Genomic DNA, 12138 nt, shown 5'->3' with positions numbered 1-12138 from the left:
GACGGTCGGTCTTCGCGGCGGCGATGGAGTATCCACCGCCGCCGCAGATGCCGAGCACGCCGATCCGGTCGGCGTCGGCGAGGGCGGTGCCGTATACGTTGCCGGACGTCTGTTCCTTGCAGCTGCCGATCGGGTGCGGGCTTATGACGGCCGGGTACTTCTTCGACTCGTCGAATCCGGGCGGGAAGTAGATGTCCGCCGCGATGTCCCAGTACGGCGCTTCACCGTCGCCGGCGCCATGTTGTCCGTGCTCATGGAGCTTTTTCTTCACGCATGCCGGGCGGGTCCCGCCGCCGCTGTGCGCGGGAGCGGGACCGTTCCGAACCGGTTGGTGCCGGGCTACTTCAGGTGCTTGTCGAACCACCCGATCGCGACCTCGGGATGGATGCCGAAGTAGTTGTAGCCATCGAAGCGGCGGTCGGTGCCCTCGATCCAGTGCAACTCTTTGTCGTCGACGGGAAGAGCGTCGTAGATCGATTGCACGTCCTCGGGGCGGGTCATCGTGTCGTCGTGAACCTGCGCGACGAGCGTGGGTACGGTGACCGCCTTGACGTGCTCGAGTGGCGACTGCTCGGCGAGATGAAAACCGGTCCGCTCGTGCACGGCCTTGTCGAACTTCTCGTAGCCGTCGGCCATGCCGACGCCCTTGACGAACTCCTCGACAACGTACTTGGCCGACACCGGTTGCAGCATGACCATCGCCTGGATCTCGGAGAACTCCTCCGGGTGTTTCGACCAGGCGACCGCGGTGGAGTCGGCGCCGAGGCACACCGACAGCAGGACCTTCGTCATGTCCTTGGTGTCCGGCCGTGAGGAGGCGTAATGCAGGGACCCGATGACGTCGCGGTATTCGAGCAAGCCGATGCCGACGATGCCGCCGTTCCCCTGCCCGCTGAGGCCGTGGTTGCGGATGTCGTACGCGAGGATGTTGTAGCCGGCGTCGTGCAACGCCTTGTACTCCGGCAGAAAGTTGATCTCGAATCCGCCGAACCCACCGAATTCCGGGAGGTGGCCCGGGTATCCGTACCGGTTGCCCGGCAGGAAGTGGTTGTGAATGATCAGTTTGTCGGAGTCGGCGGGGATGAACCACCCTTCGAGTGGCACGCCGTCCGTGGACGGGAATGTCACGTCTTCGTAGTCCAGTCCCACCTCGTCGGGTCGCCGCAACACCGGCGCCCGCCGTCCGGCGGTCGTGCCCGTGGTCCACAGCGCCACGAAACTGTCGAACGCGGCCTGGGCATTGTCTTCGTCAGCCATCGGATGTCTTCCTTTCCGGCGCCGGAGCGCCATACCGGGTACTTCCACTGCCGAGTGTTCCCCTCACCCGCTCGCCGATCCAGGTGCTGTCAGCCCTCCCCTCCCGTCAGCGCGACTCGACGACCCGCGGGCAGGTCACGGAGTGCGGTCGGCAAGGATCTGCTCGCGCAGGATGTCGGCGTGCCCGGCATGCTGGGCCAGTTCACGCAGTACCTGCAGATACAGCGCCCACACGGTGCGCTCGCCCCGGCCGTCGACGACGTCGTCGAGCGCCAGAGGAGACATCGTCTGCCGGGAGAGGGCACAGCGTTCGGCGTGCGCGTCCAGCACGGATGAGATGGTGTCGGCTCGGGTGAGGGTGAACGACCGGTTCGGGGTGCTCGCGATGCCCATCTCCCGGTACGAGCGGCCGGTCACCGCCTGGTCGAACCACACGCCCTCGACGTAGGTGACGTGCTTGACCAATCCGAGCAGCGTCGTCTTCGACGGCACCAGACGCCGGCGCGCCTGCTCCTCGTCCAGGCCGTTCAGAGCGCTGCGCAGCGCGGCCCGGTATCCGTCGAGTAACTCGTCCAGCCGGCCACGGAGATCGGCGGTCCACCCGTCGCGCTGCCCTTCCGGCGATCCCATGCAGGCATCGTAATCACACCGACCGGTCTGTGTGATCGATCGGGGGCCGTGAATCCGACTGCGCAGCAAGCTGAGCGGTATCCGCGGCGTAGACGGTCATCCAGTGCGGGTGCAGCCGGTAGTAGACCACGTCGTTGTCCCAGTCGAAGGAGTCTTCGCCGTAGAAGTCCTTGAAGTAGGCGAGCAGGTCCGGCCAGTCCGCGGCCGGCTCCCCGTCCTTCGGGTTGAGGATCTCCACCGTGCCGTGCGTGAACACGCCCAGGTCCTCACCGCGCATGTGCGCGGCACTGGCGACGGGCCGGGTGGCGAGGTGCCGGGCCTTGGCCGCGCCGCGCGCCGTGCCGAAGTGCCACTTCCCGTGCAGGAAGTGCCCGTCCACACCGCTGATCCGCGGCTCGCCCGTGGCCGTGACGGTGGACAGCGCGAGCGTGCACATGCCGGTGACGACCTGGATGAGCTGCTCCGCGGTCAGTGTTCTGTCGGTGTCGATGATCGAACGGAGATGTGCGGTCGAGCGGGACAGCGAGGCGTCGAGAAGTCGCTGAAGTTCATTGAGTTCTTCGGGTGTTTCGCGCATGGGGGTCCTTGTCTGTCGACGGTGGAACCATGCTCGCACCGAGACCCTGACATCGTGTGTCAGGAATTATCCGCGGTCCTGCGCGTGGATGATCGCCGCCGCGGTGGACGCGATCGTCCGGTCGTCGTCGCGGGTCAGCCGGGTGAGTGCCCTCCGTGCCGCGGCACCGGGAATCTCGGCGAGGGCCTGCGTGATCCGCAACCGCGTGGGCGCGTCGTCGACGGTGTCGAGCGTGTCCTGCATGGCCCCGACGATGTGGTCGGCGGAGGGAGAGAGCGTCGTCAGCAGACCCAGCACCTCGGCGGCCTCGACGTCGAGCCGCCCCGTGACGACCATCTGGAGGAGGACGGGTATCGACTCGCTGTTTCCGCGAGCGCCGAGCGCGAGGGCCGCGTACCCGCGGACCGTGGCGTCCGAGTCGTCGAGGGCCCGTCTCAGATGCACGACGGCTTCCTCGGTGTGGATGGCCGCTATCGCGGTAGTGGCCCGACGCCGGACGTCGACCTCCTCCGCGTCCAGGCCGTTGGCGAGTTCCGCGAGTCCCCGACCGGCGATCCTCGCCAACGACCACTGCAGCGCCCCGGCCACATTGAGGTCGTCCTCCGTCAGGGCGGCCTCGACCAACGCCTCGACGGGCAGCGACGCCTTCCCGTTCGCGGACAGGATCGCCTGCTGACGCCGCGCCGCGGACTCCGATTCGAGCGCCCGCAACAGGGTGACGAGGTTCAGGACATCGTCCCACTCCGCGGGGGAGGCAGCGTCGACGCTTTCGAGCCTGCCGAGCAGTTCCTCCTCGGCGGCGATCCGCCGGCGGGTGTGCCGAATGAGGTCTCCCACCAGATCGGCCGGTGCGAAATCGGGCTCGTCCAGGGCGCGCTTGGCCTCGTTCAACGACAGCCCCAACGTCCTCAGGCTCTCGACGTGGAAGAGCCGTCGGATGTCATCGGCGGAGTACTCGCGGTAGCCACCCGACGTGCGGCCGGTGGGCTCGACCAGTCCCAACCGGTCGTAGTGGCGCAACATCCGCGTGCTGACACCGCACCGCCGCGAGACCTCGCCGATCAACATTCCATCTCCTCCTACTGCGTGTCGGGGCCGGCGACCGCGACGCGCTTCGCCATCTCGAGTGAGAGGGCGAATCCGCTGTCGGGGTCGTGGCAGAGCTGCCGCGTCGCATCGGCATGCGCGCGAATGTGCGGATCGGGACTCGTCCCGGCTGCGTCGAGGACCGGCAGGGCGCCGTCCCCGAGTCCGACGAAGACACGGCTCAGACTGAGGTGCATCTGATGGTCGCCGCGTCCGAGTTCGGTCACCAGTTCGGCCGCGAGCGCAGCCTCATCGCCGGGTGGCACGAGGGCCACGGCCGCCCGCCACGCGCTGCGCGCGACCTCGTCGTGCCCGTCGTGCAACAGTGCCGACACCGCGGGCCAGGCGAGCCGATCCCCGATCTTGGACAGGGTGTGCAGCGACTGGCTACGGGCCTGCGCGGATCCGGATCGGAGTTCGTGGATCAGTCTCGGCACCGTGACGTCGGCAGGCAGCCGGCACAGTGCCCAGGTCAGCATGTCGCGGACGTAGAAGTCCGGTTCGACGGCACACCGGTCGACGAGAGCGTCCGCGAAGCGGGGATCGGGGTGCGTGCCCGCAGCGAGCGCCGCCCGCAGCCGGGCGGACGGATCGGCCGCGGCCAGAGCGTCGACGAGGTGAGCATTCGGCCCACCGTGGTTGGTTGTGTTCACGACACCACCTCCTTCGCCGACCATTCGAGTCCTTGTCACTGTGTCAGGGTCAAGGGCCGGTGGATGCGAGTGATGGAAAATCTAGCCATGATCCTCCCGAAGGCTCGAGACCCTCGCTTCGTGACGATCCGGCGCGGTGGCACCCTCACCGACGCGGATCACCAGCTTTTGGCGCTGTGGGCGGCGTCGTGCGCGGAGCACGTGCTGAACCTGTTCGAGTCGGTTCGGCCCGACGACGCACGGCCGCGTGATGCGATCGAGAACGCCCGCGCGTGGGTGCGCGGGGAGGTCAAGATGATGGAGGCTCGCGCCGCCGGCGGCCATGCCATGGGCGCGGCTCGAGACCTGCGCGGAGCAGCACGGCACGCCGCCTACGCCGCGGGGCAGGCCGGGGCGGTCGCACACGTCGCGGCGCACGAACTCGGTGCCGCCGCCTACGCGATCAAAGCTGTCCGTGCTGCCGCGCCCGCGGGTGAGGCAGAGGCAGCCGGACGACGTGAGTGCCGTTGGCAGCGTGACCAACTCCCCGAAGCGATTCGCGAACTCGTACTCGATGATCAGAGGTTGCGGAACGACATCTGCTGGTCGGTGTTCGACTGTTGAGCGCGTCGGCTACCGCACGTCACCCGTTCGGACGCGGCGCCCCCGTCCGAGCACCCAGCCGGCGTAACCGATGAACACGACCCCGGCACCGGCACCTGCTGCTGCGCTCGGCGCCACGGCGCCGGCAAGCCCGAGACACACAGCAGCCGCTGCGACGACCGCCGCGACGACACCGGTCAGAGCAAGGCCCCGGGCATGGAACAACTTGCCCAGCGGAACGAAGTGGACACCGACGACGAACAGCGTCCATGCCGCGTCGTAGGCCTGATGCCCGACCGCGGCAAGGAGGAGGTTTCCGCCCACGATCAGCACCACTTCCACTGCCACCGTGAGCCAGTAGCGGCGGCGGACCCGCGGGTCAGCCATCGGAGAGCCGGGCGTCGTCAGTCGGCGCACCAGCAGCGCCACCAGCGCGACCAGGAGCAGCGCCGAGACCACCGACCCGGCGATCAGGTAGGGGGCCCACGGTGCCGGCGGATCCTCCTGCGCCCAGCCGAACCAGGCGATCCCCGCGACCGCCAGCACCGCGGCGCCGATCACCTCGCCGCGATCCCAGAGCCCCGCCGTCGGCACTATCGGAACAGAAGTTTCGGACAACTGATGCTCACTCATGCCGATCACCTCCAGCACTCGGGTGTAGATGGCCGTTGAGCCACCTCTGCATGTCGTCGTGGGCCGCTCGCGCCATCGGGGTCGGGTGGCCGGTGAATCCGTGGGGCGAGTCCGGGTAGATACGGAGATCGACGTCGACACCCGAGGCGGACAGTCGCGCGGCCATGGCCAGGTTGTCGTGGAGCAGGATGTCCTTTTTGCCGACCACCATCAGGACCGGAGGCAGGTCGGTGAGGTCGGCATAGATCGGGGAGAGGTCGGGATGAGTGCGGTCCGACGTCGTGCCCGCATAGGCGTCGAGGAAGTACTCGTCGGCGATCAGGCGTCCGGCGGGTGTCTGCGCACTGAGGTCGTACGTTCCGAACTGCAGGACGGCGGAATCAACCGTGGATATCCGCCGATCGCGCAGCCGTAGCAGCGTGGTCGTCGCGAGCGTTGCACCGGCCGAGAAGCCGCCGATGGAGATTTTCGTCGTCCCGAAGCGGTCCGCGGCGTGCTCGAGGAGCCACAGCGCCGCGGTTTCGCAGTCGTCGGGTGCGGCCGGCCACGGGTGTTCGGGAGCGAGCCGGTAGTCCACGCTGACGACCGCGATGCCGAGCGCGTCCGCGAGCCGGCGGTTACGGACGTCACTGCCGGCGGCCGACCCCATATAGAAGCCGCCGCCGTGAATCTCCAGGTAGACACCTGTCGCTGTCCGGCCGACGGGGGCGTGAATACGCAGCGGGATTCGACGACCACCGGCGACGACGACCTCCTCGACGGCCAGCGGTTGCGACGGGGCGGGGGCCGGGGCGTCGGCGCGGAACGCGCGAAGTTCCTCCCTGCTACTCGGACCCCGACCGGCGACGCGCGTCGCGTAGAACGCCCGCGACGCGTCGACGAGAGACAGTAGGCGCGGATCGATCAGATCAGTCAGTCCGAATTGCATCGAGACTCACAGTACGGACAGTAGGCCGGCGCCGTGGCAGGGTGAGTCGGTGGGCGACGCACTGTATCCGGCGGTAGAGCCGTACGAGTCCGGACTCCTCGACGTCACCGATGGTCACCGCCTGTATTGGGAGACCGTCGGCACCCCGACCGGGATCCCCGTCGTCTACCTGCACGGCGGACCGGGCTCGGGAAGTACCGCTGGAGCACGACGTTATTTCGACCCGACCGCATTCCGGGCGGTGCTGTTCGACCAGCGCGGGTGTGGCCGCAGCACGCCGCTGGCAGACGGCCCCGATTACGACCTGGGGTCGAACACGACCGGGCACCTGGTCGACGACATCGAGAGCCTGCGTGACCATCTCGGGATCGAGCGGTGGATCGTCACCGGCGTCTCGTGGGGCGTCAACCTGGGATTGGTGTACGCACAGAAGTACCCGGAACGGGTGATTGCGGCGGTGTTCGGTGCGATCACCACGGGTTCCCACAGGGAGATCGAGTGGATCACCCGTGCCATGGGGCGCGTGTTCCCGCAGCAGTGGGAACAGTTCGTCGCGGCGGTGCCGCAGACCGAGCGGGCGGGGAACATCCCGGCCGCCTACGCACGCCTGCTGGCCGACCCGGATCCGGAGGTGCGCCGAAAGGCGGCGGTGGCGTGGTGTGCGTGGGAGGACACGCATGTTTCGCTGATGCCGGGGTGGCAGCCGAACCCCCGCTACGACGATCCCGCATTCCGGAGCGTGTTCGCGCGGTTGGTGACGCACTACTGGTCACACGACTGCTTCCTCGCCCCGAACGAGATCCTCGACGGGATGGGCGCCCTCGCCGGCATCCCGGCGATCCTGGTGCACGGACGTTACGACGTGTCCGGCCCGTTGGACACCGCGTGGGAGATCGCGCAGGCCTGGCCGGGCAGCAAGTTGGTCGTGCTCGACGACGCCGGGCACGGCGGAGAAGGATTCGCCGCCGCACTGACGGCCGCCGTGGACAGATTCAACGCGAGTTGAGCTCAGCCAAGTCTCGGCCGCTCGGGGCGAAGTGAAATAGGCTGTGTGAGGTGGACATCGTCGATGCTCATCATCATTTCATCGATCTGCCCGATCTCGCGTACCCGTGGATCGACAGTCGCCCACCCGCGCTGACCGCCTTGCTGCCGAACTACTATGACGCGGCGCGCCGATACGTGCCGCACGACTATCGGGCACAGGTCGACGGGATACCCGTCACGGCCTCGGTCGCGTGTGAGTTCGGCGCAGCGGACGGTGTCGCGGAGGCCATCTGGGTTCAGCAGCGCGCCGAGCGCGTCGGTGTTCCGAACGCCTTTATCGCGGCTGTGCAGCTCGATTTACCTGATCTGGCAGGTGTTCTCGCGCGATACCGGGATCTGCCGGTGGTCCGGGCGGTGCGTCAGCCGCTGTACTGGGCGGCCGATCCCGTCAAGCGTCTGGGTGCGCGCGGCGACTACCTGTCGGACCCGGCCTGGCTGCGCGGGTTCGAGAAGGTCGCCGAGGCAGGGCTGGTGTGGGATCTGCTCTTGTATGACGAGCAGCTACCCGACGTGCACGAACTCATTGCGGCGTTCCCCGACACCACCTTTGTGCTGGAGGCGGTCGGTTGGCCCGTCGACCTCACCGACGAGGGTTTCTCCCGTTGGAAAGAACGCCTCGGTGCGGTGAGTCAATTTCCGAACGTCGTCCTCAAATTTCAGGGAATCGCCCTCATCTTCGGAACCTCCCTGGACGCAATCGGTCGCTGGGTGCGGGCGGCGATCGGGATCTTCGGCGCCCGGCGATGCATGTTCGCCTCGCATTACCCGATCGACCATCTGCTGTGGGACAGTGAAACCATGGTGTCCACCGTGCAGGCAGCCCTCGACGACCTGCCGTCGGACGAACAGGCGCTCTTCTTCGGCGAAACCGCGCGGCGGGTGTACCGCCTCCCGGCGGTCGGGAGTTGATGTTCAACCCCGCCGGCAGATGGACGATGGCAACCGTTGTCGTTCCGTTGAGGACGCCCCACGGAGGTCAGACGTCCGGGGGCCGGTCGGGGACGAGGAGAGCGCCGATGTCTTTGCCGATGGGGACGGCATTGTTGTTGTCGGAGTTGGCTTTAGGTCCGAGGGCGCAGTAGACGACGATCGTCGTGTCGGTCTTCGTGTCGTAGAAGGCGACGCCGTTGTAGCCGCCGAAGGCCGGGTTCATGTAGAGCCAGTCGTCGATGTGGACGACGCCGAACGCGAAATACTTCTGCGCCGTCATGGGGCCGAGGCCCGCGGTGCTGGGGGCCATCATCTCCTTGAACTGCTCCTCGGAGAGGAGCTTGCCTGCGGCGAGCGCCCGCACCCACACGGAGACGTCGGCGAGGGTGGAGTTCATGTTGCCGCTGTTGAGGAATGCGGTGGGGTTCCAGAACGTGGAGTCCTCGAAGACGCCGCGTTCATTCGTGTAGCCGTGCAGGGTCGGCTCCGTCATCTGGGGTGTGAGTACGACGTCGCTGGCGTTCATGCCGAGCGGGTCCAGGATGCGCTGCTGGATGAGGTCGTGGAGGGTCGTGCCGGTGGCCTTCTCGAGGACCACGCCGAGCAGGCACAGGTCGCTGTGGGCGTACGCCCAATTGGTGCCGGGCTCGAACAGCGGCGGCCGCGAGTTGGCGAGGTCGAAGATCTGCTGCGCGGTGAAGCCCGCCATCGGATTGGCGTAGAACTGCTTGAGGAATTCGGGGTCGGTGACGTAGTCCGAGATGCCGGTGGTGCTGTTGGCGAGCATCCGCGGGGTGATCTTGTCGGCGCGCGGGAAGTCGGGGACCCATTCGGCGATGGGCTTGTCGAGGGGGACGACGCCGTCCTTGTCGAGTTGCAGCAGCACCGTCGACAGCATCGGTTCCATCGGCTGGCCCACCCGCAACTGCATGTCGGGTGTCGCGGGAACGCCGATGGGGGATCCGCCCAGCGCGCCGACGGTGACCTGCTCGTCGCCGCGCCACACCCCGAACACGGCGGACGACAGGTCGAGTTCGGTCATCTTGCCCTGGACGATCTGTTCGATCTTCGCGACGTCGGCGGATTCCGGGGCTGTCGACTCCGTCCCACCGCCGCTGGTGTCATCCGAACCGCACGAGAGGGTGGCGAATCCGATGGCGACGGCGAGGGCGGCGGATGCACCGCGGCGCATCCACCGGCGAGTCGGCTTACTCATAACGGACGATCCCTTCGACGAGCGGGAATCTTGCGGGAGCAGCGATACGTGAATCTACCGTCGCCGACGCCGCGCGGGGAGCAAACGGGCGGGTGTGCCCCGTCGGATCCGGTGACCGTCCGGCCACTGCTCGGGCAAGATCGGAGGTATGAAGTACGTCCTGCTGATCTGCGACGACGAGTCGGTATCGCCGACGAACGAGGAGCTCGAGGCAGACCCCGTGCATCAGGCGTGGTGGGCCGACGTGCAGCGGCGCGGCGGTCTGCTCGTCGGCCAGCGGTTGCGGCCGGTGGTGGACGCCACGACGGTCCGGGTCCGCGACGGTGAGACTCTGGTGTCGGATGGGCCGTTCGCCGAGACCAAGGACTTCGTCGGTGGATTCGTGATCGTCGACTGCGAGAACCTGGACGAGGCGATCGAGATCGCGGCCGGCCATCCCTACGCGCGGTGGGGCGGCGTCGAGATCCGCCCTGTGTGGGAATGACGGAGTCCGAGAACCGAGTCCGTGCGGCCGTCGATGCGGCGTTCCGGGATGAGTGGGGTCAGGTGGTTGCGACCCTGATCGGGATGACGGGGGACTGGGATCTGGCCGAGGACTGCGCGCAGGACGCGTTCGCCTACGCGTTGACGAGCTGGGAACGCGACGGCATTCCGCGGCGCCCCGGTGCGTGGCTCACCACGACGGCCCGCAACCGCGCGATCGATCGGCTGCGCCGCGACGCCGCGGGTGCGGGCAAGGTGCGCCAGCTCGCGGTCCTGGCCCGCGACCCGGACGAGGTGCCGCACGACGAGATCCCCGACGAGCGGCTGCGGCTGATTTTCACCTGCTGCCATCCGGCGCTGCCGTTCCCGGCCCGGGTCGCGCTCACCCTGCGGACGTTGGCAGGTTTGAGCACCGCCGAGATCGCTCGGGCCTTCCTGACTGCCGAGTCCACGATGGCGCAGCGTCTCGTCCGCGCGAAGCGGAAGATCCGGGAGGCCGGGATCCCGTACCGGGTGCCGCCCGTCGAACTGCTACCGCATCGGCTGGCCTCCGTCCTGGCGGTGCTCTACCTGATCTTCAACCAGGGCTATGACGAGGAGAACGGGGAACGGGCCCTAGCCGCCGAGGCGATCCGCCTGGCCCGGCTCCTGGTCTGGCTGATGCCCGGGGAACCCGAGCCGCGCGGCCTGCTCGCGCTGATGCTGCTGCACGAGTCACGGCGCGCGACCCGCACCGACGCCGGTGTGCTGGTCACCCTGGAGAACCAGGACCGGTCTCGGTGGGGCCGGACGCTGATCGCCGAAGGAGTGGCAACGCTCGACCAGGCGCTGGCGGCGCGACGTACCGGTGCCTACCAAGTGCAGGCCGCCATCGCCGCCTGCCACGTCACCGCGGCCGACGCGGCGAGCACGGACTGGCCGCAGATCGCGGCCCTGTACACCGAGTTGGCGCGGCTGGCGCCGTCCCCGGTCGTGGATCTCAACCACGCCGTGGCGGTCGCGATGGCCGACGGCATCCCGGCCGGCCTTGCTCTCGTCGACGAGATCGCGTCATCCGGCCGGCTCGACCACTACCACCTGCTGCCCGCGACCCGCGCCGACCTGCTCCGGCGGGACGGCCGGGCCGCCGAGGCCAGGGCGGCGTACGAGCAGGCCCTGCAGCTGGCGCCGACCGACGCCGAGCGTCGCTACCTGACCGGCCGCCTGCGCGAGGTCTGAGAAATCTCGAGATTTTCTCGCGATTGTTGTCGATCCCGGACGGCATCCTTCGTCGGTTGGTTGAAAGCCCACCTGGATGAAAAGGAGACTGTCGTGAACACCGAAGCGACCCCACCGGCACCGTCCGTCGTCGACCACGCGACCTACCAGGCCGAATTGGACGCGTTGCGGGTGCGGGAGAAGGCGCACACGCACGAAGGCGACGCGATCGCGGCGGCCCGCCGGCGACTGCCGATGGTCGAGGTCGACCCCAGCATCACCCTCGTCGGCGCGGACGGGCCGGTCCCGCTGCTGGACGTGTTCGAGGGCCGCAGCCAGTTGATCGCGTACTTCCATATGTGGCACGCCGACGAGCCCGTGGCCGAACAATGCGAGGGTTGCACGTTCTTCAACGGCCAGGTGCGGGAGCTGTCGTACCTGCACTCCCGCGACGTCACGTACGCCACGCTGTGCCAGGGCCCGTACGACGTGAGCGTCGGCTACCGAGACTTCATGGACTGGGACGTGCCCTGGTACTCCGCGCAGGACGCGGCGGACGCTCTGCTCGGCGACCGCCCACGGTCCCCGGCGCCGCTGATCTGCTATCTGCGCCGGGGCGGCCGGGTGTTCGAGACGTTCTGGACCAGTGGCCGTGGCCTCGAACCGATGGCTCCGACGTACGGGCTCCTCGACATGACCACGTACGGCCGGCAGGAATCGTGGGAGAACTCGCCCGCCGGGTGGCCGCAGCGGTGGCAGCGTCGCACCAGGGACATCATGCGCACCGACGGACGGCCCACCGCGCAGTGGTCGAGAGTGCTTCGCTCGTGAGTACTTATTAACCTCGATCTTGCATGCGTCTGATGTGTCGCTCTGATCAGTTTCAGGTTGGGTATTTCGGGCGTGGATTCGGTGCCCG

14 protein-coding genes and 1 pseudogene are annotated in these 12138 nt (G+C 68.0%); 6 read left to right on the top strand and 9 right to left on the bottom strand.

Annotated features, from left to right (window positions below):
* From MLGJGCBP_RS09650 to MLGJGCBP_RS09625, 6 genes and pseudogenes are all read right to left on the bottom strand, one after another.
* Nucleotides 1-271, bottom strand: a pseudogene (locus tag MLGJGCBP_RS09650) (alpha/beta hydrolase); the annotation flags it as partial.
* Nucleotides 272-339: 68 nt separating this feature from the next.
* Complete coding sequence (locus MLGJGCBP_RS09645) at nucleotides 340-1257, bottom strand: alpha/beta hydrolase family protein (RefSeq protein ID WP_160095101.1); 918 nt, start codon at nucleotides 1255-1257, stop codon at nucleotides 340-342.
* Between the two features lie 135 nt (nucleotides 1258-1392).
* Nucleotides 1393-1887, bottom strand: a complete 495-nt coding sequence (locus MLGJGCBP_RS09640) for a DinB family protein (protein WP_160095099.1) — start codon at nucleotides 1885-1887, stop codon at nucleotides 1393-1395.
* Nucleotides 1888-1900: 13 nt separating this feature from the next.
* A complete protein-coding gene (locus MLGJGCBP_RS09635; RefSeq protein WP_160095097.1) occupies nucleotides 1901-2464 on the bottom strand; it encodes a pyridoxamine 5'-phosphate oxidase family protein in 564 nt (187 codons plus the stop codon).
* Nucleotides 2465-2530: 66 nt separating this feature from the next.
* Complete coding sequence (locus MLGJGCBP_RS09630) at nucleotides 2531-3532, bottom strand: MerR family transcriptional regulator (protein WP_160095095.1); 1002 nt, start codon at nucleotides 3530-3532, stop codon at nucleotides 2531-2533.
* 11 nt (nucleotides 3533-3543) lie between these two features.
* The gene (locus tag MLGJGCBP_RS09625; protein ID WP_160095093.1) at nucleotides 3544-4227 is read right to left on the bottom strand and encodes a HEAT repeat domain-containing protein; all 684 of its coding nucleotides are present in this window, start codon (nucleotides 4225-4227) and stop codon (nucleotides 3544-3546) included.
* A 63-nt stretch (nucleotides 4228-4290) separates the two neighbouring features.
* Between MLGJGCBP_RS09625 and MLGJGCBP_RS09620 the strand changes: the two genes are divergently transcribed.
* The gene (locus tag MLGJGCBP_RS09620; RefSeq protein WP_160095105.1) at nucleotides 4291-4806 is read left to right on the top strand and encodes a putative immunity protein; all 516 of its coding nucleotides are present in this window, start codon (nucleotides 4291-4293) and stop codon (nucleotides 4804-4806) included.
* A 9-nt stretch (nucleotides 4807-4815) separates the two neighbouring features.
* Here the strand turns inward: MLGJGCBP_RS09620 and MLGJGCBP_RS09615 are convergent, their stop codons facing one another.
* Nucleotides 4816-5418, bottom strand: coding sequence for a hypothetical protein (locus MLGJGCBP_RS09615; RefSeq protein WP_160095091.1), 603 nt, complete (start codon nucleotides 5416-5418; stop codon nucleotides 4816-4818).
* Nucleotides 5411-6346 (bottom strand): alpha/beta hydrolase, encoded by a 936-nt coding sequence (locus tag MLGJGCBP_RS09610; RefSeq protein ID WP_160095089.1) that lies wholly within the window; start codon nucleotides 6344-6346, stop codon nucleotides 5411-5413. Before MLGJGCBP_RS09610 ends, MLGJGCBP_RS09615 begins: the two co-directional genes overlap by 8 nt.
* 49 nt (nucleotides 6347-6395) lie before the next feature.
* On the opposite strand from MLGJGCBP_RS09610, the gene pip reads away from it, so the two are divergent.
* Both pip and MLGJGCBP_RS09600 read left to right on the top strand, forming a co-directional pair.
* Entirely contained in the window at nucleotides 6396-7352 is a 957-nt protein-coding gene (pip, locus tag MLGJGCBP_RS09605) for a prolyl aminopeptidase (RefSeq protein WP_160095087.1), read from the top strand.
* Nucleotides 7353-7393: 41 nt separating this feature from the next.
* Entirely contained in the window at nucleotides 7394-8302 is a 909-nt protein-coding gene (locus tag MLGJGCBP_RS09600; protein ID WP_160095103.1) for an amidohydrolase family protein, read from the top strand.
* Nucleotides 8303-8369: 67 nt separating this feature from the next.
* Here the strand turns inward: MLGJGCBP_RS09600 and MLGJGCBP_RS09595 are convergent, their stop codons facing one another.
* Nucleotides 8370-9539, bottom strand: a complete 1170-nt coding sequence (locus MLGJGCBP_RS09595; protein ID WP_160095085.1) for a serine hydrolase domain-containing protein — start codon at nucleotides 9537-9539, stop codon at nucleotides 8370-8372.
* 148 nt (nucleotides 9540-9687) lie between these two features.
* Between MLGJGCBP_RS09595 and MLGJGCBP_RS09590 the strand changes: the two genes are divergently transcribed.
* The 3 genes from MLGJGCBP_RS09590 to MLGJGCBP_RS09580 all read left to right on the top strand — a co-directional run bounded on the left by MLGJGCBP_RS09590 (nucleotide 9688) and on the right by MLGJGCBP_RS09580 (nucleotide 12050).
* Entirely contained in the window at nucleotides 9688-10023 is a 336-nt protein-coding gene (locus tag MLGJGCBP_RS09590) for a YciI family protein (RefSeq protein ID WP_087556078.1), read from the top strand.
* The gene (locus MLGJGCBP_RS09585; protein ID WP_160095083.1) at nucleotides 10020-11240 is read left to right on the top strand and encodes an RNA polymerase sigma factor; all 1221 of its coding nucleotides are present in this window, start codon (nucleotides 10020-10022) and stop codon (nucleotides 11238-11240) included. Before MLGJGCBP_RS09590 ends, MLGJGCBP_RS09585 begins: the two co-directional genes overlap by 4 nt.
* 93 nt (nucleotides 11241-11333) lie before the next feature.
* On the top strand, nucleotides 11334-12050 hold the full coding sequence (locus MLGJGCBP_RS09580; RefSeq protein WP_160095081.1) for a DUF899 family protein: 717 nt from the start codon (nucleotides 11334-11336) through the stop codon (nucleotides 12048-12050).
* Nucleotides 12051-12138: the final 88 nt, after the last annotated feature.

The organism is Rhodococcus sp. T7, from assembly GCF_009872365.1.
GTDB lineage: Bacteria > Actinomycetota > Actinomycetes > Mycobacteriales > Mycobacteriaceae > Rhodococcus_F.
This window is presented reverse-complemented; position numbering and strand designations above follow the sequence as displayed.